The organism is Ancylobacter polymorphus, from assembly GCF_022836935.1.
In the GTDB taxonomy this organism is placed as follows: domain Bacteria; phylum Pseudomonadota; class Alphaproteobacteria; order Rhizobiales; family Xanthobacteraceae; genus Ancylobacter; species Ancylobacter polymorphus_A.
Map to the genome: position 1 here is coordinate 2,341,575 of NZ_CP083239.1, position 23,553 is coordinate 2,365,127.

20 protein-coding genes and 1 tRNA gene are annotated in these 23,553 nt (G+C 67.0%); 12 read left to right on the top strand and 9 right to left on the bottom strand.

Going from position 1 to position 23,553, the window contains the following annotated elements; genetic code table 11:
* Positions 1 to 59: 59 nt before the first annotated feature.
* On the bottom strand, positions 60 to 4,796 hold the full coding sequence (gene gltB / locus K9D25_RS11045; protein WP_432207872.1) for a glutamate synthase large subunit: 4,737 nt from the start codon (positions 4,794 to 4,796) through the stop codon (positions 60 to 62).
* A 432-nt stretch (positions 4,797 to 5,228) separates the two neighbouring features.
* Here gltB and K9D25_RS11050 point away from each other — a divergent pair, with 432 nt between their 5' ends.
* Entirely contained in the window at positions 5,229 to 6,155 is a 927-nt protein-coding gene (locus tag K9D25_RS11050; protein WP_244375188.1) for a hypothetical protein, read from the top strand.
* A gap of 136 nt (positions 6,156 to 6,291) precedes the next feature.
* On the opposite strand, the gene K9D25_RS11055 is transcribed toward K9D25_RS11050, so the two are convergent.
* On the bottom strand, positions 6,292 to 6,783 hold the full coding sequence (locus K9D25_RS11055; protein WP_244375189.1) for an Hsp20 family protein: 492 nt from the start codon (positions 6,781 to 6,783) through the stop codon (positions 6,292 to 6,294).
* Positions 6,784 to 7,067: 284 nt separating this feature from the next.
* Between K9D25_RS11055 and K9D25_RS11060 the strand changes: the two genes are divergently transcribed.
* The gene (locus K9D25_RS11060; RefSeq protein ID WP_244375190.1) at positions 7,068 to 7,433 is read left to right on the top strand and encodes a hypothetical protein; all 366 of its coding nucleotides are present in this window, start codon (positions 7,068 to 7,070) and stop codon (positions 7,431 to 7,433) included.
* 113 nt (positions 7,434 to 7,546) lie between these two features.
* Positions 7,547 to 8,506 (top strand): alpha/beta fold hydrolase, encoded by a 960-nt coding sequence (locus K9D25_RS11065; protein WP_244375191.1) that lies wholly within the window; start codon positions 7,547 to 7,549, stop codon positions 8,504 to 8,506.
* 18 nt (positions 8,507 to 8,524) lie between these two features.
* Here the strand turns inward: K9D25_RS11065 and hisN are convergent, their stop codons facing one another.
* Complete coding sequence (gene hisN, locus K9D25_RS11070) at positions 8,525 to 9,310, bottom strand: histidinol-phosphatase (RefSeq protein ID WP_244375192.1); 786 nt, start codon at positions 9,308 to 9,310, stop codon at positions 8,525 to 8,527.
* Between the two features lie 1,796 nt (positions 9,311 to 11,106).
* Positions 11,107 to 11,988, bottom strand: a complete 882-nt coding sequence (locus K9D25_RS11075) for an N-formylglutamate amidohydrolase (RefSeq protein WP_244375193.1) — start codon at positions 11,986 to 11,988, stop codon at positions 11,107 to 11,109.
* Between the two features lie 254 nt (positions 11,989 to 12,242).
* Here K9D25_RS11075 and cpdR point away from each other — a divergent pair, with 254 nt between their 5' ends.
* Together cpdR and K9D25_RS11085 are read left to right on the top strand one after the other, a co-directional pair.
* On the top strand, positions 12,243 to 12,602 hold the full coding sequence (cpdR, locus tag K9D25_RS11080; RefSeq protein ID WP_244450848.1) for a cell cycle two-component system response regulator CpdR: 360 nt from the start codon (positions 12,243 to 12,245) through the stop codon (positions 12,600 to 12,602).
* A gap of 112 nt (positions 12,603 to 12,714) precedes the next feature.
* Positions 12,715 to 12,789, top strand: a tRNA-Val gene (locus K9D25_RS11085).
* Positions 12,790 to 12,996: 207 nt separating this feature from the next.
* On the opposite strand, the gene K9D25_RS11090 is transcribed toward K9D25_RS11085, so the two are convergent.
* A complete protein-coding gene (locus K9D25_RS11090; RefSeq protein WP_244375194.1) occupies positions 12,997 to 13,251 on the bottom strand; it encodes a hypothetical protein in 255 nt (84 codons plus the stop codon).
* Positions 13,252 to 13,420: 169 nt separating this feature from the next.
* On the opposite strand from K9D25_RS11090, the gene K9D25_RS11095 reads away from it, so the two are divergent.
* Entirely contained in the window at positions 13,421 to 13,696 is a 276-nt protein-coding gene (locus K9D25_RS11095) for a hypothetical protein (protein ID WP_244375195.1), read from the top strand.
* A 55-nt stretch (positions 13,697 to 13,751) separates the two neighbouring features.
* On the opposite strand, the gene K9D25_RS11100 is transcribed toward K9D25_RS11095, so the two are convergent.
* Positions 13,752 to 14,477 carry a histidine phosphatase family protein gene (locus K9D25_RS11100; RefSeq protein ID WP_244375196.1) on the bottom strand — a complete coding sequence of 242 codons (726 nt, stop codon included), beginning with the start codon at positions 14,475 to 14,477 and terminating at the stop codon, positions 13,752 to 13,754.
* A gap of 133 nt (positions 14,478 to 14,610) precedes the next feature.
* Between K9D25_RS11100 and K9D25_RS11105 the strand changes: the two genes are divergently transcribed.
* Positions 14,611 to 16,455, top strand: coding sequence for a M3 family oligoendopeptidase (locus K9D25_RS11105; RefSeq protein ID WP_244375197.1), 1,845 nt, complete (start codon positions 14,611 to 14,613; stop codon positions 16,453 to 16,455).
* Between the two features lie 3 nt (positions 16,456 to 16,458).
* Here the strand turns inward: K9D25_RS11105 and K9D25_RS11110 are convergent, their stop codons facing one another.
* A complete protein-coding gene (locus tag K9D25_RS11110; RefSeq protein ID WP_244375198.1) occupies positions 16,459 to 17,295 on the bottom strand; it encodes a helix-turn-helix domain-containing protein in 837 nt (278 codons plus the stop codon).
* 82 nt (positions 17,296 to 17,377) lie between these two features.
* Between K9D25_RS11110 and K9D25_RS11115 the strand changes: the two genes are divergently transcribed.
* Positions 17,378 to 18,400, top strand: coding sequence for an MBL fold metallo-hydrolase (locus K9D25_RS11115; protein WP_244375199.1), 1,023 nt, complete (start codon positions 17,378 to 17,380; stop codon positions 18,398 to 18,400).
* Here K9D25_RS11115 and K9D25_RS11120 read toward each other — a convergent pair.
* Positions 18,397 to 18,801, bottom strand: coding sequence for a tautomerase family protein (locus K9D25_RS11120; protein WP_244375200.1), 405 nt, complete (start codon positions 18,799 to 18,801; stop codon positions 18,397 to 18,399). The genes K9D25_RS11115 and K9D25_RS11120 overlap by 4 nt on opposite strands.
* A gap of 95 nt (positions 18,802 to 18,896) precedes the next feature.
* Here K9D25_RS11120 and K9D25_RS11125 point away from each other — a divergent pair, with 95 nt between their 5' ends.
* The gene (locus tag K9D25_RS11125) at positions 18,897 to 19,739 is read left to right on the top strand and encodes a LysR family transcriptional regulator (protein WP_244375201.1); all 843 of its coding nucleotides are present in this window, start codon (positions 18,897 to 18,899) and stop codon (positions 19,737 to 19,739) included.
* Between the two features lie 73 nt (positions 19,740 to 19,812).
* Here the strand turns inward: K9D25_RS11125 and irrA are convergent, their stop codons facing one another.
* Positions 19,813 to 20,337 (bottom strand): iron response transcriptional regulator IrrA, encoded by a 525-nt coding sequence (irrA, locus tag K9D25_RS11130; RefSeq protein ID WP_279613732.1) that lies wholly within the window; start codon positions 20,335 to 20,337, stop codon positions 19,813 to 19,815.
* A 461-nt stretch (positions 20,338 to 20,798) separates the two neighbouring features.
* Here irrA and fabA point away from each other — a divergent pair, with 461 nt between their 5' ends.
* The 3 genes from fabA to fabI all read left to right on the top strand — a co-directional run bounded on the left by fabA (position 20,799) and on the right by fabI (position 23,504).
* The gene (gene fabA, locus K9D25_RS11135; RefSeq protein WP_244450849.1) at positions 20,799 to 21,305 is read left to right on the top strand and encodes a 3-hydroxyacyl-[acyl-carrier-protein] dehydratase FabA; all 507 of its coding nucleotides are present in this window, start codon (positions 20,799 to 20,801) and stop codon (positions 21,303 to 21,305) included.
* Positions 21,306 to 21,388: 83 nt separating this feature from the next.
* Positions 21,389 to 22,609, top strand: coding sequence for a beta-ketoacyl-ACP synthase I (gene fabB / locus K9D25_RS11140; RefSeq protein WP_244375202.1), 1,221 nt, complete (start codon positions 21,389 to 21,391; stop codon positions 22,607 to 22,609).
* A gap of 31 nt (positions 22,610 to 22,640) precedes the next feature.
* Positions 22,641 to 23,504, top strand: a complete 864-nt coding sequence (fabI, locus tag K9D25_RS11145) for an enoyl-ACP reductase FabI (protein WP_244375203.1) — start codon at positions 22,641 to 22,643, stop codon at positions 23,502 to 23,504.
* Positions 23,505 to 23,553: the final 49 nt, after the last annotated feature.

Sequence of the window (23,553 nt, forward strand, 5' to 3'; positions counted from 1 at the left end):
GAGCCGCGGCCCTCCCGAAGGGCCGGTCCCGCCGGGAGCCCCGGCGGGTGCGGGCAGACCTATTCGGCTGCTTGCAGGCCGCGCATTTTCTCCATTTCGCGCAGCGCCCGCTGGTACTCGACGGGCATCACCTTGACGAACTTGCCGCGATAATCGGCCCAGTTGTCGAGGATCGCCTGCGCCCGCGCCGAGCCCGTATAGTGCAGGTGTTTGGCGATGAGCTGATGCAGGCGCTCCTCGTCGTGATGGCCCATATCCGCCATGATATCGATGCGGCCCTTGAATTCCAGGTCGCCACCATGGTGGTGCAGGCGCTCCAGCAGGTCCTCTTCCTCTTCCACCGGTTCGAGATCGACCATGGAGAGGTTGCAGCGCTTCTTGAAGGTGCCGTCCTCATCCAGCACATAGGCGACGCCGCCGGACATGCCGGCCGCGAAGTTGCGCCCGGTCTGGCCGATGACGACGACAACGCCGCCGGTCATGTACTCGCAGCCATGATCGCCCGTGCCTTCGACCACCGCGATGGCGCCCGAATTGCGCACGGCGAAGCGCTCGCCGGCCACCCCGCGGAAATAGACCTCGCCCGAGGTGGCGCCGTAGAGCACCGTGTTGCCGACGATGATCGACTGTTCCGGCACGATGGCGCTGTCCGCCGCCGGCATCACCACGATCCGCCCACCCGAGAGGCCCTTGCCGACATAGTCATTGGCTTCGCCGACCAGCGTCATGGCGACGCCGGTGGCGAGGAAGGCGCCGAAGGCCTGGCCGGCGGTGCCGGTCAGATGGATGTTGATCGTGTCGTCCGGCAGGCCGGCATCGCCATAGCGCTTGGCCACTTCACCCGAGAGCATGGCGCCGACGGAGCGGTTGATGCTCTTGATCTGGCTGTGGATCACCACCTTCTCGCCGCTCTCCAGCGCCGGCATGGCCTGGTGGATCAGCGTGCGGTCGAGCACATGCTCGATCGGGTGGTTCTGTCGCTCGGTGTGGTAGATCGCGACGTCGGGGCCGACCTGCGGCTTGGCGAAGATGCGGCTGAAGTCGAGACCCTTGGCCTTCCAGTGCTCGATCGCCTCGCGCTGGTCGAGCCAGTCGGAGCGGCCGATCAGTTCGTTGAAGGTTCGCACGCCGAGGGCCGCCATGAACTCGCGCACTTCCTCGGCGACGAAGAAGAAGTAGTTGATGACGTGCTCGGGCGTGCCCTTGAAGCGCTTGCGCAGCACCGGGTCCTGGGTGGCGACGCCGACCGGGCAGGTGTTGAGGTGGCACTTGCGCATCATGATGCAGCCGGCCGCAATCAGCGGCGCGGTGGAGAAGGCGAAGTCGTCCGCCCCCAGCATGGCGCCGATCACCACGTCGCGGCCGGTGCGCAGGCCGCCATCGACCTGCAGCGCGATGCGCCCGCGCAGATTGTTCAGCACCAGCGTCTGGTGCGCTTCCGCGAGGCCCATCTCCCAGGGCGAGCCGGCATGCTTGATGGCGGTGAGCGGGGAGGCGCCCGTGCCGCCCTCGAAGCCGGAGACGGTGATGTGGTCGGCGCGCGCCTTGGCGACGCCGGCCGCAACCGTGCCGACGCCCACCTCGGACACCAGCTTCACCGAGATGTCGGCTTCCGGGTTGACGTTCTTCAGGTCGTAAATGAGCTGCGCCAGATCCTCGATCGAGTAGATGTCGTGGTGCGGCGGCGGCGAGATGAGGCCGACGCCCGGGGTGGAGTGGCGCACCTTGGCGATGACCGCATCCACCTTGTGACCGGGCAGCTGGCCGCCTTCGCCGGGCTTGGCGCCCTGCGCCATCTTGATCTGGATCATGTCGGCGTTGACGAGGTAGTCCGCCGTGACGCCGAAGCGACCCGACGCCACCTGCTTGATCGCCGAGCGCATGGAATCGCCGTTCGGCAGCGGCTTGAAGCGCGTCGCTTCCTCGCCGCCCTCGCCGGTGTTCGACTTGCCGCCGATGCGGTTCATGGCGATGGCGAGCGTCGTGTGCGCCTCGCGCGAGATGGAGCCGAACGACATCGCCCCGGTGACGAAGCGCTTGACGATCTCGGCCACCGGCTCGACCTCGTCGAGCGCGATCGGCGCGCGGCCGATCTCGCCGGCCTCGCGGATGCGGAACAGCGAGCGGATGTTCAGCGTCTTGGCGCCGGCTTCGTTCACCAGCTGGGCGAAGTGGCGGTACTTGTCCTGCGCATTGCCGCGCACCGCATGCTGCAGCACCGCGACCGTTTCGGGGTCCCAGGCGTGCTCTTCGCCGCGCAGGCGAAAGGCGTAGTCGCCGCCGACATCGAGCGAGGTGCGGTAGACCGGCGCGTCGCTGAAGGCGTCGCGGTGGCGCATGGCGGTCTCTTCGGCGATCTCGGCAAGGCCGATGCCGCCGACCGAGGAGGCGGTGCCGAAGAAATAGCGATCGACGACCTCCTGGTTGAGGCCGACGGCGTCGAAGATCTGCGCGCCGCAATAGGACTGGTAGGTCGAGATGCCCATCTTGGACATGACCTTGAGCAGGCCCTTGTCGATCGACTTGATGTAGCGCTTGACGATTTCGTACTCGTCAACCTCCTCGGGGATGTCGACGCGCATGTCGATCATCGTCTCGAAGGCGAGATAGGGGTTGATCGCCTCGGCGCCATAGCCGGCGAGACAGGCGAAGTGATGCACCTCGCGCGCTTCACCCGTCTCGACCACGAGACCGACCGAGGTGCGCAGGCCCTTGCGGATCAGGTGATGATGCACCGCCGCCGTCGCCAGCAGCGAGGGAATCGGGATGCGGTCCGGCCCGACGAGACGGTCGGAGAGGATGATGATGTTGTAGCCGCCATGCACCGCCGCCTCGGCGCGCTCGCACAGCCGCTCCACCGCATCGCCCATGCCCGCCGCGCCCTTGTCGGAGGGGTAGGTGATGTCGAGCGTGCGGGTGTCGAAGCGCTCCTCCATGAAGCCGATGGAGCGGATCTTCTCCAGGTCCTCATTGGTCAGGATCGGCTGGCGCACTTCCAGCCGCTTGCGGCGGGAATTGCCTTCCAGGTCGAAAATGTTCGGCCGCGGCCCGATAAAGGAGACGAGGCTCATCACCAGCTCTTCGCGGATCGGGTCGATCGGCGGGTTGGTGACCTGGGCGAAGTTCTGCTTGAAATAGGTGAACAGCGACTTCGACTTCTTCGACAGCGGCGAGATCGGCGTATCGGTGCCCATGGAGCCGACCGCTTCCTGGCCGGTGGTCGCCATCGGCGCCATCAGCAGCTTGAGGTCTTCCTGGGTGTAGCCGAAGGCCTGCTGGCGATCGAGCAGCGATACGTCGGTGCGCACCTCGCGCGCTTCCACCGAGCGCAGCTCCTCCAGCACCAGCTGGGTGCGCTGCAGCCACTCCTTATAGGGATGCGCCTTGGCGAGCGTGGTCTTCACCTCCTCGTCGGGGACGAGACGGCCTTCTTCGAGGTCGACCAGCAGCATCCGGCCCGGCTGCAGGCGCCACTTCGTGACGATCTCGCTCTCCGGGAAAGTGAGCACGCCCATTTCCGAGGCGAGCACGATCTTGTCGTCCTTGGTGACGAGATAGCGCGCGGGGCGCAGGCCGTTACGGTCCAGCGTGGCGACGATCTGCCGCCCGTCGGTGGCGACGATGGCGGCCGGCCCGTCCCAAGGCTCCATCATGGCGGCGTGGTATTCGTAGAAGGCGCGGCGCTCCTCGTTCATCAGCGGGTTGCCGGCCCAGGCTTCGGGCACCAGCATCATCGCGGCATGCGGCAGCTCGTAGCCGCCCTGAATAAGGAATTCGAGCGCGTTGTCGAAGCACGCCGTGTCCGACTGGCCCTCATAGGAGATCGGCCAGAGCTTGGAGATGTCGTTGCCGAACAGCTCGCTGTCGACGGAAGCCTGGCGGGCCGCCATCCAGTTCACATTGCCGCGCAGCGTGTTGATCTCGCCATTATGCGCGACCATCCGGTAGGGATGGGCGAGCGACCAGGCGGGGAAGGTGTTGGTCGAGAAACGCTGATGCACGAGAGCGACCGCGCTCTCGAACTCCGGGTCGTGCAGGTCGGCATAATAGGCGCCGAGCTGGTCAGCGTTGAACATGCCCTTATAGACGATGGTGCGGCAGGACAGCGACACGACGTAATAGCCGGCCGTGCGCGGGTCCTTGGCGTCGTAGACGGCGTTGGAGATCACCTTGCGCAGGATGAACAGCCGGCGCTCGAAGTCGTCCTCGCTGGCGATCGCCTCGGCGCGGCCGATGAAAACCTGCACATGACGCGGTTCGGTGGGGAGGACAGTGTGGCCGAGCGAGGAGTTGTCGGTCGGCACGTCGCGCCAGCCGAGCAGCACCTGGCCCTCTTCCGCCACCACGCGCTCCATGGTGGCGCGGATGATCTCCCGCCCCTCGGCGTCCTGCGGCATGAAGATGTGGCCGACCGCGTAATGGCCGGGCGCGGGCAGGGTGAAGCCCAGCTTCTCCGCCTCCTTGGCGAAGAATCGGTGCGGCAGCTGCACCAGCATGCCGGCGCCGTCGCCGGCGCGCGGGTCAGCGCCCACCGCGCCGCGATGTTCGAGGTTGAGCAGGATCTTCAGCCCGTCCTGGACGATCTGGTGCGACTTGCGGCCCTTGATGTCGGCGATGAAGCCGACGCCGCAGGAATCCTTCTCGTTGCGCGGGTCATAGAGCCCCTGCGCCGACGGCAGGCCCGGGTCGATGTGGGAAATGGATTTGGTGGCACGATCCGCCGCGGCCGGACGAACCGGAGCCTCGTGGACAACGTGCGCGGCGGAGCCGCCCCATTCCTCATTCATTCCCGTCACTCCCTCAAGGGTCGCTTTGATGTCCGGCGCCGAAACGGTCTGTTCCCGCGGGGCGCTCTCCCGCAAGGCGTTCCCGCTCGCCGAACTACGCTAGCATCCGCCGTGCCACGCCCTCAGAAGGGCTGGGCCGCGAATTATAGGACAGCATACCTGCCCTATCAACCGCGAAGATGCCAGAATTGACGCCCGCGCACAAGCGGCGCGCGTGCAATCGCCGGCGCGTTTTTTCACTCTTCTTGCGAAGCGCGCGCGCGAAGCGAAACGAACGGTAAGGCGCCTGGCCTCCGTGCGCAACGCCGTTGCGTCTGAAGGTCGCCGTTACCGCCCGCGTGGTTGCGAGGGCGGGGAGGGGAGGGGACATGCGCCAAGGTCTTGCCGATGCCGCATTTTGCGGCTTCGCTGCCCACTCGCCCTTCCGCTTCGGAGATGTCCATGCCGATGCCCTGCGCGCCGACCGCCCGCTTGCCCCGGCGCCTCGCGGTGGCCGTGCCGGCGCTGGCCGGTTTGTGCACCCTCATCAGCCTGCCGGCGCAGGCGCAGATGTATGTCCGGCCCTATGGCGGGGTCTATGTGGAGCGCTATTACGGCCCGCCCCCGGCTTATTACCCGCCGCCCCCGGTCTATTATCCCCCGCCGGCCGCCTATCCACCCCCACCGCCGGTCTATCAGGCGCCGGGTCGCTTTCCCTTCGCCGATGTCGCCCCGATGCTGCGCTCCCTGGGCATGAGCGCCATCGGCCGGCCGCGCGTCGACGGCAACACCTATCTCGTCGATGCCACCGCGCGCTCGGGGGCGCGCATGCGCGTGCGTATCGATGCCTATAGCGGCGAGGTGATCGCCATGCACCCGATCGGGCAGGGGCCGGTGGGCGCCGCGCCGTCCGCACCCGCCCGTCAGGCGCTGCCGGCGGTGGCGCCGCTGCCGCCCGCGCGGCCGCCGGAACTCGCCGCCATCCCAGCGCCGGAGCCTTCGGCCGAGGCGCTGCCCGCCGCCGCCCCGGATTCCCCGCCGCCTTCCGCCCCGCCGTCCCCCGAGCCGGCGGCCAATGCGACGACGCCCGCGTCCCCCTCCGCTGCGACGGGGGCGAGCGAGCCGGCGCCGGGCGCTGCCTCCCCGGTGCGGATCATCCCGGGGACCGCCGTCCCGCCGAGCGCCATGCCCCCGGCGACGGCATCGACTGCGCCTCCCGCGGCCACGCCGCCCGCCGAACCGGCCAAGGCTGCCGCCGCAACGCCTGCCGTTCCCCCCGCCGGCAGCGGCACGGGAACCGGCGTCGGCACCGGCAGCACCGTGCCGGCCGGCACCGCCTCGGTCTATGCGCGCGGCGCCTCGGGCAAGCCGGCGCCGACGGAGGACTGATCTCCCGCCCGCAACGCAAAGGGCGCCCCGGTGGTCCGCCGGGGCGCCCTTTTTTGTCCATGGAGAGCTGAGGCGCCGCTGCGGGGACGGTCCTCACCCGCAGCAGGCCGTCGGCTTCGCTAGTACGGCCTCCGCCTCACGCGGCTTGGGCCTCGCTGGCTTTCGCCTCGCTGGTCTTGGCCTCGATCACGCGCGGCGCGCTGGCGCCGGTGGCGATGGGAATGGTCCGGGGCTTCATCGCCTCGGGAATCTCGCGCACCAGTTCCACATGCAGCAGGCCGTTGGCGAGGCTGGCCCCGCGCACTTCCACATGGTCGGCGAGCTGGAAGCGGCGCTCGAAAGCGCGGGCGGCGATGCCCTGATAGAGCACATCGGCCGGCTTGCCGGCCTCGACCTTGCGATCGCCGCGAATGGACAGGCCATTCTCCTTCACCTCGATGGACAGATCGTCCGCGGTGAAGCCGGCGACGGCGACGGTGATGCGGTAGGCGTTCTCGCCGGTGCGCTCGATATTATAGGGCGGGTAGGTCGGGGCAGTGTCGACGCTGTTCACCTGGTCCAGCAGCGAGAACAGGCGATCAAAGCCGACGGTCGAACGGTGCAGGGGGGTAAGGTCAAACGTACGCATGGCATATCCTCACATTAAGCGACATGCAGAAGGGTCCTCTCAAATGAGCCGAACCCGGTTCACGTACCGCCTTCTGGCCGGTACAACAGCGAGATAGGAAAGGCTTTGCGGCGCGCAAGAGCCTCATGGCGAAATCGGCGGCGCGCCTGTCGCGGCCCGCGCGGATCGCACATGAACGCGGGATGAACGAGGGGCTCGGACCCTATTCAGTGCCGACGGGTTAAGGGATCGAAGGTCGGTAAATATCCGATCAAGGGGTGTGTGGAGTGAGGACGCGGGCACCGGTGGCGCTGGCCGTCGCCGTGGGACTGCTGGTCGGGACGCTTCCCCCGCTGCTGCCGGGGAGCATGACCGCGTTCGCCCAGAATTATCGACCGCCGCCCGGGCCCTATACGCCGGGACCGGGCCCCTACGCGCCTTATGACGCGCCGCCGGGCGGCCGGGCGGGCGGGCCGGTGGATGCCGACGCGGCGGTGCGGATGCTGAGCGCGCGCGGCTTTTCCAACATTTCCGTGATCCGCCGGCGCGGGGCCACCATTCTTCTGGAAGCCAACGGCCCGCGCGGCGAGCGCGTGCAAGTGGTGGTGGACGGCGCGTCCGGCGCCATCAGCGGCATGAAGGTGATCGGCTTCGGCGACAAGCGCTACTGAGAGGCGCCACCGCCCGGCGGGCCTGACGTTGCGGCGCTTTGCGCGCTTTTGCGCCTTTGCCCGGTGCCGGGGCTTCGCTATAAGCCGCAGGGCAAAAACCAGCGCGCGGCGACATGAGCTTCAAACCCGTTCTCTATTCGACCCGGGATAATCCGGTGCCGGAAGGTGCCCTGTGCGGTGCGGTCACCGCCACCGATGGAATCCGGCTGCGTTTCGCCCGCTGGATGCCGCTGGGCGACGTGTGTCACGGCACTGTCTGCGTCTTTCCCGGCCGCACCGAGAAGATCGAGAAATATTTCGAGACCGTGCGCGACCTGCTGCGCCGGGGCTTCGCGGTGGCCGCGCTTGACTGGCGCGGGCAGGGCGGATCGCAGCGGCTGCTGTCCAACCCCATGAAGGGCCATATCAAGGACTTCGCGGACTACCAGCTCGACATTGAGGCGCTGCTGCGCGAGGTGGTGCTGCCGGACATGCCGGGGCCCTGTTTCGCCCTTGCCCATTCCATGGGCGCGGCCATCCTGCTCGACCATGCGCGCCGGGGCGGGCAGTCGTTCGAGCGCATGTTCCTGGTCGCGCCCATGCTCGACCTCTCGCTGCTGAAGCACGATGTCGCGGCGCGGCGCATTGCCCGCACCCTGTCGCGCCTCGGCCTGTCGCGCGCCTATGTGCCGACCCGCAAGGTGCGGCCGCTGCACGAGGTGCATTTCGAGGGCAATCGCCTGACCTCCGACGCCACGCGCTTCGCCCGCAACCTCACCATATCCATGGAGCATCCGCAGCTCGAAGTCGGCCCCCCGACCATTGGCTGGGTGAAGGCCGCCTTCGATCTGATGGAGACGCTGGCCGACCCGGCCTCGGCGCGGGCGATCCGCCAGCCGCTGCTGATGGTCGGCGCGGGGGCGGACAAGATCGTCTCCACGCCCAGCATCGAGCATCTCGGCACCCGGCTGATCGCCGGCGCGCACATTATCATTCCCGGCGCGCGACACGAATTGCTGCAGGAGCGCGACCTGTTCCGCGAGCCCTTGCTCGCCGCTTTCGATGCCTTCATTCCCGGCAGCGCGGCCGCCTGAATCGGCGTCGACGGGGCCTCAGCCGCGGTTGAGCACGCTCAGCGCCTCTTCATGCAGGCGGCGGTCGCCTGAGGCGACGACGCGCCCGCCGGAGAGATCCGAGCCGCCCTCCCAATTGGTGACGATGCCGCCCGCGCCCTGAACGATGGGGGTGAGCGGCAGAATGTCGAAATCGTTCAGATTGGTCTCGATGACGAGATCGACATGGCCGGCGGCGAGCATGCAATAGGCATAGCAATCGCCGCCGTAGCGCGGCAGCCGCACGCGCTTCTCCACTTCCGTGTAGAGGACGCGGTTGCCTTCCTCCATCAGCAGTGGGCTGGTGGTCATCATGACCGCTTCGCCCAGGGAGGCGCAGGGGCGGACGGTGAGCCGGCGGTCGCCGGCCGGGCCGCGATAGCGCGCCTGCGCGCCGTCGCCGGTGAAGCGCTCGCGGATGAAGGGCTGGTGCATCATGCCAAAGACCGGCTCGCCCTGCCGGCACAGGCCGATCAGCGTGCCCCAGGCCGGCATGCCGCTGATGAAGGACTTTGTGCCGTCGATGGGATCGAGCACCCAGACATAATCGGCATCGAGGCCCTCATCGGGAAACTCCTCGCCGCGCACGCCATGGCTGGGAAAGGTGCGGCGGATGAGCGAGCGCATCGCCTGCTCGGCGGCGCGGTCGGCGGCGGTGACGGGATCGAACACCGCGCCGCGGCTCTTGTCCTCGACACCCAGAGCGGTGCGGAAGAAGGGCAGTATGGCCTGCCCGGACACGGAGGCGAGTTCGTCGACGAAGCTCTCGAAGTCCACCGCGCCCATCTGGTCCTGCCCCTGCTGCTGCCCTGCCGGGACGTTCCGTCCGGCGCCCTCACTTCCTACCGGGCAGCGCAGGGAACGGCAATTGCCCTATGCGTGGCGCAGGGGGCGGAGGCGGGCGCGACTCCTGCGCGAGATGAGGGGCGTCCCTCAATTTTGCCCCGCGCCAAGCGCATGGCTGCCATTCCGGCAGGGTCAAGAAATGGGCAATTCCGTCGTTGCACGGGAGAAGTGAACCTGCCATATTATTGCAGCGCGGTAGAGCGATTGGCGTCGCCTTACCGCCGCCCTCCTTGGGCGTTTCCTCCCTAGACTTGGGCCGCTCCGGCAACGTGAGCGGCCCCTTTCTTTTTCGCCATCCTTTTGAAAAGCAATGAGATTTTCAGCGACCCGGGCGCGCTATGCAGCTCCGCATGGGATGGGTTCTCCCGACGAAAGCCGGGTTCAGGGCGATGGCAGGCGGCGCTTAAAAGCACCGCGTGCCGATTCCGGCGCCACGCGCGCTGGATGCGCGATTGTCATCATTTGAGCGCCTGCGACCAATTGCCAGTTTCGTTTCTTTCGTTTCGCCGTTGTCACGGCGGCGTCGCAGGTCTATGTTTATTGCGTTGCGGCGGCGTGATTGGCGTCACGCTGCCGCCGCCCTCCTTGGGCGTTTCCTCCCTAGACTTGGGCCGCTTGCGCGCTGCGTAAGCGGCCTCTTTCTTTTCAGCGCCGGACAGACCCGCTGTTTCCCTGCGCGCGATCTCAGTAGGCTGATCGCGCCACCATCATCACCTCCGGACTATCGCGAAGGGAGTTCATCGCGGCTCCTGCGTCGCGCAGCTCATCCGGGCGCGGAACGGCCTCGGTCGGTTGGCGATGAGGAGGGCCGTTCTCCCGGCGAAAGAGCAGTGTTCAGCCTCGGCCGTGACGGCTCGGCCTCAATGGCGCAGTCTGGAGTGCCGGGCGAGCACGGTGCCCCGAATGAACGCAGGCCTTTTTCTGCCACTTCTCCCCGTCCCACCCGCGTGCTCAATGGGTTCGGGCTCCTCATGCGCCCTTGGTCGCACAGAGCGCGCCACCGCTGCGCGAAAGCGTGCGGGATCAAGGTGGGCGGCGAGAAGGGAGGTGGGCTCGCTCTGCTGCTTTTTCGGCAGCCGAACTTCAGGCGGTAGCCGGACAGACGGCTCGGTTTCCTGATGCCGGGATTCCGCCAACCGGCCGTGCGCCTGCCTCAAAACGGAAACGGGCGCTGACGTGCCGCGACCCCCCGGTCGGCTCCGTCAACGCCCGGCAGGGCGCCAAGCGCTCCTGAAAGGTAATTTCATACGGCAAGTTGCGGTATTAATGTCACACCGCTCGCGTCACCGTATTTGGTATGCCAGAAACTGACAGGGCTTGCCTTGATTATTCCGCAATGCACCTACATCTTGCATTCGCACGCAGCGATTGGCGTCGCTCCGTGCAGCCCTCCTTGGGCGTTTCCTCCCTAGACTTGGGCCGCTTGCGCGCTGCGTAAGCGGCCTCTTTCTTTTGCGCCGGACGAAAACGCCTGCCGTGGCTTCTGCCATCTTGCCGGTCGTCCCGTTGCGGTTCCGTGGTCTCTCTGTGAGAGCCCGTCCGTCCTTTCGGACCGACCTTTCCCCCCGCTTTTTCAGCGGCTTTGACCGAACAACCGGTGGTGGATTTCAGCCCGGAACCGAGCGTGCAGAATTGGTATAGCTCGCATGTTTAAAATGCAAGGCTCTGCGATGAGGTTTTTTGCGTCGCCCCATCAAAAATTTGAAACGCCTCGTCAATGAATTGAAAAATATGGGTTATTCAGCCGCTGTGCGCAGCGGCGCGAGGTCGAGATGCGGTATCTCGGTCAGCGCGAGCGCGACTTCGAGCAGATCGTTCTGCACGATCTCGAAATTTTCGGACGGTTCGTAGGTCGCCTCGCGCATATAGAGCGCGCGGTTGATCTCGATCTGCACCGCATGCATCCCGGAGGCGGGGTTGCCGTAATGCTCGGTGATGAAGCCGCCGGCATAGGGCTTGTTGCGCACCACGCTGTAGCCGCGCCGGCGCAGCTCGGCTTCGATCGTGTCGGGAATGACACCGGCGCAGCTCGTGCCGTAGCGATCGCCCAGCACGATGTCGATGCGCCCGTCCCGCTGGCAGCCGGACGGCATGGAGTGGCAGTCCACCAGAACGGCGACGCCGAAGCTGCGCTGCATCTGCGCCATCAGCTGGCGCAGCGAGCGATGATAGGGCTTGTAGAGCGATTCGATGCGGGCGATCGCCTCGTCCACCGGAATGCGCCGGCCATAAATCTCCTGCGCCTCGCCGACGATGCGGGCGATGGTGCCGAGCCCGCCGGCGACGCGCATGGAGCGCGTATTGGCGTAAGCGGGCAAGCGACCTTCGAACATGCGGGGGTCGAGCTCATAGGGCTCGCGATTCACGTCGAGATAGCAGCGCGGGAAATGTGCGCGCATGAACCCCATGCCGAATCGCGTCACCTCGGCGAACAGACGGTCGACGAAGCTGTCCTCGGAGCGGCGCAGCACGGGCAGATCGAGTCGCGACTGGCTGACGAAGGCGCGGGGATAGACGATGCCGCTATGGGGCGAATTGAACAGGAACGGGGCACGAAGCGCGGCCGGTTGGACGATCTCGAAGGCGGGGTCGATCGTCTCGGCAATGACGGCCATCATTCCTCAATCCGCTTCCGGTCCCGCCGCGTGCGGGCCTGATCGTCGTGTCTAACATGACGCATAGCGGGGCGGAATGCGGCCGCACGGAGGCGCGCCAGTTTTTGCGCACACGTCCGCGCGAGGGAAACGGGCGCGCGTTCACGATGTGCTAAGGGGCGCTGGAGTACCCAAGGAGAACGTGTACGCGGCGCGGTGCGCGGGTCGGTTCGTCCGACTCCCTCCATGGCCGCCTCAGGACAATCAGGATGCCCGGGATGCTCAAGATCCTGCTCGCCGAAGACGATAATGACATGCGCCGCTTTCTGGTGAAGGCGCTGCAGAATGCCGGCTATGAGGTCGCCGATTTCGACAATGGTCGCTCTGCCTATGACCGGCTGCGCGAGGAGCCGTTCGAATTGCTCCTCACCGACATCGTCATGCCGGAGATGGACGGAATCGAACTCGCCCGCCGCGCCACCGATCTCGACCCGGATATCAAGGTGATGTTCATCACCGGATTCGCCGCCGTCGCGCTCAATGCCGACAGCCAGGCACCGAAGGATGCGAAGGTGCTTTCCAAGCCCTTCCATCTGCGCGATCTCGTCAATGAGGTCGGCAAGATGCTGGCGGCTTGACGCGCGCCCGATCGGTGGGGAAGGGCGGCGTCATCCACAGCCGCCATTCCCCGCTTGCACCGAGCCGGGCTTCTGGTTATAGGGGAGCCCCGCTCGCAAGAGACCACGGAATGGGCGCGTAGCTCAGCGGGAGAGCACCTCGTTGACATCGAGGGGGTCACAGGTTCAATCCCTGTCGCGCCCACCATTCCTTCCCATACGACATCGATCACCGGGACGGGCTGCGGCTGCGCGTACGCACTGGCCCGCGATTTGGCGGGCTTCGGCGGCGCTTCGCGGCCGATGAGGCGGATGGCCCGCCGGACGCCGTCGCCATCACGCCGGAAGGCAAGGTTCTCGTCGTCGGCAATCGCGGCAACAGCAACGGCATCGTCGTGCTGCGCGTTGCCGAGGCTTAACCGATGTTCTCTCCCAGCAGCCCATTGGCCTCGCACCACCAGCGGAAGGCGTTCGCGGCCTCGATAACGTCTTCCTCGCGATGGGCGCCCTGCAGGCGGCGGATCATCCCTTCATAGTCGCCTTCGGGATGCGGGTTGCGCTCGGCGAAGACCAGCGCCTCGTCGAGCGTGCGGATCACCACCGCTTCGGCCTCGTCCTTAAGGCGCAGCGGCGGGGTGAAGGCGGCGGTGGTGGAAGAAGTGATCGCCATGGCGTCCCCCGTGGTTTCGCGCGAACAACGGCCGGACGCGCGACAGGTTCCTCGCGCGTGTGGGCGTGTCGCGTGCCGAGAAATTTGTCGATCGTCGCCGCCTCTATTGGAAACTATTTTCAGTGCCTCGTGTTGTCAGGCCAGAAGATCGTTTCTTGAGGAGGTCAACATGACGAAGACTCGGATGAGTTCGGTCGGCGTTGCCGCTCTGGTGGCTGCTGGCCTTGTTTTTGCAGCGGCTCCGGCCGGCGCCACGTCCGTCGGTCCCCGCGACACGCCGCGTTTTGGCGACACTGTGGACCGCACCCAGGTGCGCGAGCATGAGCGCGTGCGCAAGCAGCAGGTGCGCCAGACCGAAGGCCAGTCCAAGACGCGCGCCTTCTTCGGCCCGCTCTATGAGGGCAAAAATTCGCCCTGGCAGAAGATGAAGCGCACTTTCGACTGACCGTGCCGATCCCAAATGGACCAAGACTGAGCGCCCCCGTGGCGCTCTTTTTTTGTCAGGAGCAGCCGCTGTTCGCGGGGCGGGGCTCCGGCGCGCCCCAGTCATTGGAGGGCAGGTTGGCATAGGGCTCAGCGAAATACTGCCGCACGACCTCGAACCGGCTCGGCACCGTATCGTTCGGGCGGTCATAGGTGAGGATCCAGAAGAAATTGTAATTGCTGTCGGGCCAGGTGGTCGGCACGCCGCCCTTGACGCCCTTCACCCGGTCGAGATGAAGCAGCTGGCGCAGCGTCACCTGCTCGCCGGCGAATTCCGCCTCCAGCGCCGCGCTGGCAATGTGGAAATGCTCCCACACCATCACCACCGTCTTGCCGTGCCAGCGGGGATTTTCCAGAAGGTCGCGCGCCACGTCGCGGTTGACCACGTTCAGCTTCGAATTGAAGTAGCGGTTGTTGCGGATCGGCACATAGCCGATCGGCGGCGCGGTGAGGGGCATGTCCCAGGCGCGGGCGATCGGGCGGGCGGTCTCCACCGTATGCAGCGTCATGGCGAGGATGGCGGCCGGCGGGTCGTTGCGGATCAGGCTCATCGGGCTGGTCGGGCTGAGATATTGCGCCGCCAGCGCCTGCGCCCGTTCCTTGCCGAGGCTGCACAGGGTCAGCGCCGTGTGTTTCTCGCCATGCCGCACGATCACGATCCGGCGGGGCGCCGCCTCGGCCAGCGCGGTGCCGAGAGTGGTGAGCAGGGTCAGGCAGGCGAGAATTCGGAGCAGCGGTCGCATTTTTTCCTCGGGACGCGCAGGGTTCGCAGAGAATGCCGCGCCTTGTCGACGCTGCCAATTCGCAAGGCGACGGTTGATAGCCCGCCGGGACGCACGATATCACTGCCACCTCGCCTTACCCGCCGGAGTGACCATGCAGCGCCGTTTCGATTCCTTCGCCTTCGCGCCCCGCTCGCCGGAGGCGTCCGCCGCCGCTCTCGGCTCCCTGCCGCAATGGGACCTGTCGGATCTCTATCCGGCGATGGATTCGCCCGAGCTCACGGCCGACCTCGCCGCGGTCGCCGCCGAGTCGGCGGGCTTCGAGGAAGCCTATAAGGGCAAGCTGGCTGAGGTGCTCGACGGCGCGGATGCCGGCGGACAGATGGCGCTCATCATCGCCCGCTACGAGAAGATCGAGGACCGGCTCGGCCGGCTCTACTCCTATGCCGGCCTTGTCTATTCCGGTGACACCACCGACCCCGTTCGCGCCAAATTCTATGGCGACGTGCAGGAAAAGCTCACCGACGCCTCGACGCATCTTCTGTTCTTCACGCTGGAGCTGAACCGGCTCGACGATGCCAAGATGGAAACGGCGCTCACCGACCCGGCCTTCGCCAAGTATCGGCCGTGGATCGAGGATGTGCGGGCGGAGAAGCCCTACCAGCTGGAAGACCGCATCGAGCACCTGTTCCATGAGAAGGGCGTCACCGGCCGTGGCGCCTGGAACCGGCTGTTCGACGAGACCGTCGCGGGCCTGCGCTTCGAGGTTGGCGGCGAGAGCCTGCCGCTGGAGCAGACGCTGAACTTCCTCGCCGAGCCGGAGGAGGAGAAGCGCAAACAGGGCGCCGAGGCGCTGGCCAAGGTGTTCGGCGAGAATCTGCGCCTGTTCACCCTCATCACCAACACGCTGGCCAAGGACAAGGAAATCTCCGACCGCTGGCGCGGCTTCGAGGACATCGCGGATTCCCGCCACCTCGCCAACCGCGTCGAGCGCGAGGTGGTGGACGCGCTTGTGTCCTCCGTCCACGCCGCCTATCCGCGCCTCGCCCATCGCTATTACAAGCTGAAGGCCAAGTGGTTCGGCAAGGAGAAGCTGGAATATTGGGACCGCAACGCGCCGCTGCCGAAGGTGGAGACGCGCCCCATCGGCTGGGACGAGGCGCGCGACACGGTGCTCGGCGCCTATTCCACCTTCTCCCCGCGCATGGCCGACATCGCCCGCGACTTCTTCGACAAGAGCTGGATCGATGCCGGCGTGCGTCCGGGCAAGGCCACCGGTGCCTTCGCCCACCCCACCGTGCCCTCGGCCCACCCCTATGTGCTGCTCAACTATATGGGCAAGCCGCGCGACGTGATGACGCTCGCCCATGAGCTCGGCCATGGCGTGCATCAGGTGCTGGCGGCGCCGAACGGCGCGCTGATGGCGCCGACCCCGCTCACCCTGGCGGAGACCGCGTCGGTGTTCGGCGAGATGCTGACCTTCCGCCGGCTTCTCGCGGCGGCGCCGGATGCGCGAGCCCGCAAGGCGATGCTCGCCTCGAAGGTCGAGGACATGATCAACACGGTGGTGCGGCAGATCGCCTTCTACACCTTCGAGCGCCGCATCCACACCGAGCGCAAGAATGGCGAGCTAACCGCCGAGCGCATTTGCGCCATCTGGATGGAAGTTCAGTCGGAAAGCCTTGGCGAGGCCATCCATCTCGGGCCCGGCTATGAGAATTACTGGGTCTATATCGGCCACTTCATCCATTCGCCCTTCTATGTCTACGCCTATGCCTTCGGCGATTGCCTGGTGAACTCGCTCTACGCGGTCTATGAGAACGCCCAGGAGGGCTTCGCCGAGCGCTATCTCGCCATGCTGGCGGCCGGTGGCACGAAGCATCACTCGGAACTGCTCAAGCCCTTCGGCCTCGATGCCCGCGACCCCGCCTTCTGGCAGACCGGCCTCGGTCTTATCGAGCGCATGATCGGCGAACTGGAAGCGATGGAAGAGGCTTGAGCCTCACCCCTGACTGGCGGCCCGCCGCCGTGCTGGGTCGCCAGACATCCGCACGCCGCTCAGACTCCACGAGGGCGGCGCGCCGAAGGTGCGGCGGAAATCGTGGGTGAAATGCGCCTGGTCGCAGAAGCCGGCCTCATGGGCGGCGGCGGTCAGGCCGCTGCCGCCCGCCACCGCCGCGATCGCCCGCCTCAGGCGCCGCCACGCCCGGTAGCGGCGGTAGGGCACGCCAATTTCCCGCGTGAACAGATGCTGGAAATGGTGCGCGGAAAGACCGACCCGCGCGCAGGCGCTGGCCACGCCCGGCGCTTGATCTGTCGCGTCCAGCCCCGCGACGATGCGGGCGATGCGAGGATCCAATGCGCGCCGCGCCTGACGGGCGCCAAAGCCGAGAAGATCGTCCAGCGCCTCGCCGGCCCAGTCGGGGCTGCCGGCATCCTCCCAGAGCGCGCGCAGCGGCGCGCATTCGCCGCTGGCGCCGAGAACGGCACCGCCGCTTTCCTCCGTCCCCGCCGTCAGAGCCGCAAGGCTGGTGGCCCCCGCTAGCGACGGCTCGATGTAGAGCACGCCGATCGGCTCTCCACCCACATCGAGCTCGTGCAGAAGGCCGGCCGGAATCATCGCCGTGCGCACCCGGCGCCAGTCGCCTCTGGCGAGCCGCAGGCCGAAGGGGCCGTACAGCCCGGCAAGAAACACCGGCGCGCCGTGCTGGTGCGGGGCGTTGTAGGTGAGCGGACCGACGAAGCAGGTGCGCGCCGCATCGAGATGCCAGAGCGGCCCGGCCGCGAGACGGGGAGGGGCGGTCGGCGCACGTTCGTACAAGCTATCCGCTGGCGCCATTTGTAGCCTCCCCGAAGCCGCGCCCGAAGCGCGCATTCAACCATCAAAATGGTCCGCCGCGAAGCGGGCCTGGAGGACGCCCATGCGCCGCTTGTCTCCGCTTCCCGCGCGCCGTCAGCTCGCATTCTCGCGCCGCCAGACGCTCGCCGCCGCGCTCGGCCTCCTTGCCGCCCCGGCCGTGCTGCGGGCGTTTCCAGCCTTGGCGGCCGCGCCGGAGCTGGGGCCGTCGACCCCAACTTTCCAGCGCTTCCGGCTCGGCGGGTTCGAGGTGACCAGCCTGCTCGACGCCAGCGTGATGATTGACGGGCCGTGGCCCATCGTCGGCGAGGACCGGCTCGCGGGCGAGGTCGAAGCGCTGATGGCGGCGAACCTTCTGCCCGAAAGGCGTTTCCGCCCCGGCTTCTCCCCCACGCTGGTCAACACGGGCCGCGAACTGGTGCTGTTTGACGCCGGCAATGGCGCCAACGGCTTCGTCCCGCCCCCTGCGGGCGGTCAGCTGGTGAAGTCGCTCGTCGCCGCAGGCTATGCTCCGGAGCAGGTGGATGTCGTTGTGATCACCCACGCCCATCCCGACCATGTCGGCGGGCTGATGAACGAGGGTAAGCCGACCTTCCCGAACGCCCGCTATGTCATCGGCGCCACCGAATTCGATTTCTGGAAGAGCGACAGGCCGCTGGCGGCGCCGAAGGAGAGCAACGAATACGGCTCCGCCGTCCTGTTTCGCTCACATGTTCTGCCGCTGGCCGACAAGACGAGTTTCCTTGCGGCGGACGGTGAGGTGCTGCCCGGCATTCGCGCGGTGGCGGCGCATGGGCACACGCCGGGGCATCTCGCCTTCCATGTCGAAAGCCAGGGCAAGCGCCTTCTGGTGTGGGGTGACTGCGCCCATCACGAGGTCGCCTCGCTGGCGCGGCCGGACTGGCACGCGCTGTTCGATCAGGACAAGGTGGCGGGCGCCGCCACGCGGCGGAAAATCTACGACATGGTGTCGACAGACCGCGTGCTGGTGGCCGCCTATCACACCTCCTTCCCCTCGCTCGGCTATGTCGAGCGGCAGGGCGAGGGGTATCGCTGGCTGCCGCTCACCTATCAGCTTGAGCCCTAGGCGGACCGGGCGGCGATGTAGCGCCGTTCCTGGGTCAGGCCGGCATAGCCATAGGCGTCGCCGCGCGCTTCCACCACATGCACATAGCTTTCCGCATGAAGGGGGCCGAGCATGTCGCTGAAGGCGGCGAAGGTCTCGGCGATGAAGGCCGCCTTCTCGTCCTTGGTGTTGGTCCCCTCAGTCACGCGGATATCGAGCCAGAAGCCGGACAGGCCGGCTTCGGCGAGGCTGCGCCCCGCACAGAACCAATGCGCGGGGTCGGCGCGCTCCACTAGCACCGCGGTGAGTGCCGGGTCCTTTCCTAGCCGCTGCTGCGCAAGCTGCGACGCGCGGGCGGCGAGGGCGGCGTCCAGCCCGGCGGCGGCGGTGGGAGTCGCGTACTTTATCTGGATCATGGGCATGGCGGGTCTCCTTGCAACACTGTGCGGAGACTCGTAGCGCGCTGAGAAGCATGATAAAATGCTATCATTGAATATATCAATGATAGCATTTTGCAATGAATGAGCGTCCTCTCGACCTCGAACTTGTCCGCGCCTTTGTCCATGTCGCCGAGCTGTCCAGCTTCACCCGCGCGGCGGAGGCGCTGGGCGGCACGCAGGCAGGGGTGAGTCTGAAGCTGCGCAAGCTGGAAGACCGGCTCGGCCGCACCCTGCTGGAGCGCACGCCGCGCCTGGTCCGTCTCACCGCAGATGGGGCGGCGTTTCTGGAGCGGGCGCGCCGCCTGCTGGCGGCCGATCGCGAAGCGCGGCTGTGGGAGGTGGCGCCGCCGCAGCGTCTACGACTTGGCATCAGCGATCATGTCACCGGCGACACGCTGCCCGGCCTGTTGCGGCGGCTGGCGGCGGCGAGCCCCGGCCTCGTCTTCGACATCCGCATGGGCTTTTCGCGGCTCCTGCTGGATGCCTTCGACGCCGGCGATCTCGACGCCGTCGTGGTCCGGCGCGAGGGCAACCGACGCGACGGTCAGATGCTACGGCAGGACCGCTATGGCTGGTTTGCTGGCGCCGGCTGGCGCGCCGATGACGGCCGTCTGCCGCTCGCCCTGCTGGCGGCGCCCTGCGGTGTGCGCGCGGCCGTGATCGCCGCGCTCGATTCGGCCGCGATTGGCTGGCGCGAAGCCTTCACGGGCGGCAGTGTGTCCTCCGTCGGCGCGGCGGTGGCGGCGGGGCTCGCGGTCGCCCCCATGGCGACCCATCTCGCGCCAGCGGGCAGCGTCGAGGTCGGCCCGGCGTTGAATCTGCCCGCTCTGCCGTCCGCGACCGTCATGCTGGTCGCCCGCGCGGGCGATGCGCTGGCGAAAACCGCGCTGCGCGAACTTGCCGCCTTCCTGCGGGCGTGAGCCGGCGGTGCCGCCAAAACGAAAAAAGGCCGGTCGAGCGACCGGCCTTGAACATTTCGCGCAATGGCGTGGATCAGGAGCGGCGCTTGGGGCGCAGGCGCACCACCACGTCGACACGCGCGACCTCATAACCTTCCGGCGGCTCGGGGATCCGCTCCACCTCGACCGAGGCGCTGGGAATGTCGACGAGGTTGTTCTCGCCTTCGAGGAAGAAGTGATGGTGGTCCGACGGGTTGGTGTCGAAATAGGTCTTCGAGCCGTCCACCGCCAGCTCGCGCAGCAGGCCGACCTCGGTAAACTGGTGCAGCGTGTTGTAGACGGTGGCGAGCGACACCGGGAAGCGCGCCTTGATCGCCTCTTCGTGCAGGATTTCCGCCGAGACGTGGCGGTCGCCCTTGGCGAAGAGCAGCCAGCCGAGCGCGAGGCGCTGGCGGGTGGGGCGCAGGCCGACATCGCGCAGCATGTGGCGCACATCGTGGAACGGGCAGCCGGTGCGGCCCGCGCCGTCACGCAGCTTGGCGACCGGCAGCACGGGGCCGTCCTCTTCCACCACCATGCGGGAGAAGGCTACGTTCTGGGGGCGAAAAACTTCGCTCATCTCGTCTTCCGAACCATCGTTACCGCCTTTCCCCCGAAGGGAGAGACAAGGTCGATCCGCAACTCCGGCCCCGCGACACGCTTCCTGGCAGAGCCGGAAGCGGGCACAGGGCACCTTTTTCACTTGGCATTATATCGGTACGGTGACCGCCGGGGCAATATCGGGCGGAATAATCGTAACAGTTCCAATCTGTGGGGGGTATGGCGCAGCCTTCCTACGTGCCCGCGCCGGAGGCGACCCTCTGCCGCTTTCCGGCGCAGCGGTGCAGGGGTATTGTCATAGGGATGACATTTTCGGCATCTCCGCAGGCGCCGGGCCGGCTTTGAGCGCGCGGGGCGCTGTGATAGGAAGCGCGCTGCGTCAGGTGGCCGGGCCGGAGAGTGCCCGCGCGTGCCGCATAAAACCGGCGGCTGCGGGCCGCTCAAGGCATGGAAACAGCAAGCGTGGGTAATACCGAGACGATGGTCGAGCGGCAGACGAGCTTCACTTACGAGGAACTGCTCGCGTGCGGGCGCGGAGAGCTTTTCGGGCCGGGCAACGCGCAGCTTCCCGCTCCGCCCATGCTGATGTTCGACCGCATCACCGAGATTTCCGAGGATGGCGGCCCCAATGGCAAGGGGCATGTGCGGGCCGAACTCGACATCAAGCCCGACCTCTGGTTCTTCGGCTGCCACTTCATCGGCGATCCGGTCATGCCCGGCTGCCTCGGCCTCGATGCGCTGTGGCAGCTGGTCGGCTTCCATCTCGGCTGGCTCGGTTCTCCCGGCCGCGGGCGGGCGCTGGGCGCGGGCGAGATCAAGTTCTCCGGTCAGGTGCTGCCCACGGTGAAGAAGGTCGTGTACGGCATCGACTTCAAGCGCGTGATGCGTTCCAAGCTGGTGCTCGGCATTGCCGATGGCTGGTTGGAAGCCGATGGCGAGGTGATCTATCGCGCGAGCGACCTGAAGGTCGGCCTGTTCCAGTCCTGACCCCAGCGCCCTTGCGGCGCCACCCGGGCGGGGCCATCTCGCCTGTCTCGATCCTCTCGCGTGCTTTGAAGGAAAGGAAGCCTATGCGCCGTGTTGTTGTAACCGGAATGGGCATCGTCTCGTCCATAGGCAACTCCACCCAGGAGGTGCTGGCCTCCCTGCGCGAGGGCAAGAGCGGCATCCGCCGGGCCGACGCCTATGCCGAACTCGGCTTCCGCAGCCAGGTGCATGGCGCGCCCCAGCTCGACGCCAGCGAGGTGGTCGACCGCCGGGCCATGCGCTTCCACGGCGGCGGCACGGCGTGGAACCATGTCGCCATGGATCAGGCGATCCGCGATGCGGGCCTCGAAGAGCACGAGATTTCCAACGAGCGCACCGGGCTCATCATGGGCTCGGGCGGGTCGTCCACCCGCACCATCGTCGAGGCGGCGGACATCACCCGCAAGAACACCAGCCCCAAGCGCGTCGGCCCCTTCGCCGTGCCGAAGGCGATGGGCTCGACCGCTTCCGCGACGCTTTCCACCTGGTTCAAGATCAAGGGGCTGAGCTATTCGATCTCGGCCGCCTGCGCGACCACCAATATCTGCATCGGCAACGCCGCCGAGATGATCCAGTACGGCAAGCAGGACATCATGTTCGCCGGCGGCTGCGAGGATCTCGACTGGACGCTCTCCTGCCTGTTCGACGCCATGGGCGCCATGTCGTCGGATTATAATGACCGCCCGGCGGTCGCCTCGCGCCCCTATGACAAGAATCGCGACGGCTTTGTCATCTCCGGCGGCGCCGGCGTGCTGGTGCTGGAAGAGTTGGAGCATGCCAAGGCACGCGGCGCGCGCATCTATGCCGAGATCATCGGCTATGGCGCGACCTCGGACGGCGCCGACATGGTCGCCCCTTCCGGCGAGGGCGCGGCCCGCGCCATGAAGCTGGCCCTCTCCGGCGTGAAGGGCGGCATCGACTATATCAACCCGCACGCCACCTCGACCCCCATCGGCGATCTCAAGGAGATCGAGGCGATCCGCGCCGTGTTCGGCGACAAGGCGCCGCCGATCTCGGCCACCAAGTCGCTCACCGGCCATTCGCAGGGCGCGACCGGCGTGCATGAGGCGATCTACTCCATCCTGATGATGCAGAACGGCTTCATCTCGGCGAGCGCCCATATTGACGAAATCGACCCGGCCTTCGCCGACATGCCGATCGTGCGCGAGCGCGTCGACAATGCGCGGCTGGAGCGGGTGCTTTCCAACGGCTTCGGCTTCGGCGGAGCCAATGCGGTGCTGGTGTTCCAGCATCCCGAGGCGTGATCGAGGCGGCGGGGCGGAAGGAACCACAAGCATGAGCCTGACGCAGGGCACTTCCCCTCAGGGCAACCTGATGCAGGGCAAACGCGGCCTCATCATGGGTGTCGCCAACGATCATTCCATCGCCTGGGGCATCGCCCGGACGCTGGCGGCGCAGGGGGCGGAACTCGCCTTCACCTATCAGGGCGAGGCGCTCGGGCGCCGCGTGAGGCCGCTGGCCGAGAGCCTCGGCAGCGACACGCTGCTCGCCTGCGATGTCGAGGATCTGGCTTCGGTCGACGCGGTGTTCGCGGCGCTGAAGGAGAAGTGGGGCAAGCTCGACTTTCTCGTGCACGCCATCGGCTTTTCCGACAAGAACGAGCTGAAAGGCCTCTATGCCGACACCACGCGGGCGAACTTCACCCGCACCATGGTGATTTCCTGCTTCTCCTTCACCGAGCTCGCCAAGCGCGCGGCGCCGCTGATGACGGAAGGCGGTTCGCTCATCACGCTCACCTATGGTGGCTCGACGCGGGTGATGCCGAATTACAATGTGATGGGCGTGGCCAAGGCGGCGCTGGAGGCGAGCGTGCGCTACCTCGCCGCCGATTACGGGCCGCAGGGCGTGCGGGTGAACGCGATTTCCGCCGGCCCGATCCGCACCTTGGCGGGCGCCGGCATCGCCGATGCCCGGCTGATGTTCAACTATCAGAAGCGCCACGCCCCGCTGCGCCGCACCGTCTCCATCGACGAGGTCGGCGGCGCCGCTCTGTACCTGCTCTCGGACCTTTCGACCGGCGTGACCGGCGAGGTGCATTTCGTCGATTCCGGCTACAACATCATCTCGATGCCGCACCCGGACGCGCTGAAGACCATTGAGGACGCCGTCGAGCGTGCGACCGGCGAGGCCGCCGAGTAGGGGCCTTATAGCTCTATATGAGACAAGGCCCGGTCCTGCGCCGGGCCTT

Bases quoted from the DNA above. Each gene is read 5' to 3' on its own strand.
- K9D25_RS11065 (WP_244375191.1), top strand. From the start codon at position 7,547: ATGAGCTTCAAACCCGTTCTCTATTCGACCCGGGATAATCCGGTGCCG.
- K9D25_RS11105 (WP_244375197.1), top strand. From the start codon at position 14,611: ATGCAGCGCCGTTTCGATTCCTTCGCCTTCGCGCCCCGCTCGCCGGAG.
- K9D25_RS11075 (WP_244375193.1), bottom strand. From the start codon at position 11,988: ATGATGGCCGTCATTGCCGAGACGATCGACCCCGCCTTCGAGATCGTC.
- fabB (WP_244375202.1), top strand. From the start codon at position 21,389: ATGCGCCGTGTTGTTGTAACCGGAATGGGCATCGTCTCGTCCATAGGC.
- K9D25_RS11125 (WP_244375201.1), top strand. From the start codon at position 18,897: ATGAATGAGCGTCCTCTCGACCTCGAACTTGTCCGCGCCTTTGTCCAT.
- irrA (WP_279613732.1), bottom strand. From the start codon at position 20,337: ATGAGCGAAGTTTTTCGCCCCCAGAACGTAGCCTTCTCCCGCATGGTG.
- K9D25_RS11110 (WP_244375198.1), bottom strand. From the start codon at position 17,295: ATGGCGCCAGCGGATAGCTTGTACGAACGTGCGCCGACCGCCCCTCCC.
- cpdR (WP_244450848.1), top strand. From the start codon at position 12,243: ATGCTCAAGATCCTGCTCGCCGAAGACGATAATGACATGCGCCGCTTT.
- fabI (WP_244375203.1), top strand. From the start codon at position 22,641: ATGAGCCTGACGCAGGGCACTTCCCCTCAGGGCAACCTGATGCAGGGC.
- K9D25_RS11055 (WP_244375189.1), bottom strand. From the start codon at position 6,783: ATGCGTACGTTTGACCTTACCCCCCTGCACCGTTCGACCGTCGGCTTT.
- K9D25_RS11090 (WP_244375194.1), bottom strand. From the start codon at position 13,251: ATGGCGATCACTTCTTCCACCACCGCCGCCTTCACCCCGCCGCTGCGC.
- K9D25_RS11115 (WP_244375199.1), top strand. From the start codon at position 17,378: ATGCGCCGCTTGTCTCCGCTTCCCGCGCGCCGTCAGCTCGCATTCTCG.
- fabA (WP_244450849.1), top strand. From the start codon at position 20,799: ATGGTCGAGCGGCAGACGAGCTTCACTTACGAGGAACTGCTCGCGTGC.
- K9D25_RS11100 (WP_244375196.1), bottom strand. From the start codon at position 14,477: ATGCGACCGCTGCTCCGAATTCTCGCCTGCCTGACCCTGCTCACCACT.
- K9D25_RS11095 (WP_244375195.1), top strand. From the start codon at position 13,421: ATGACGAAGACTCGGATGAGTTCGGTCGGCGTTGCCGCTCTGGTGGCT.
- K9D25_RS11120 (WP_244375200.1), bottom strand. From the start codon at position 18,801: ATGCCCATGATCCAGATAAAGTACGCGACTCCCACCGCCGCCGCCGGG.
- K9D25_RS11050 (WP_244375188.1), top strand. From the start codon at position 5,229: ATGCCGATGCCCTGCGCGCCGACCGCCCGCTTGCCCCGGCGCCTCGCG.
- hisN (WP_244375192.1), bottom strand. From the start codon at position 9,310: ATGGGCGCGGTGGACTTCGAGAGCTTCGTCGACGAACTCGCCTCCGTG.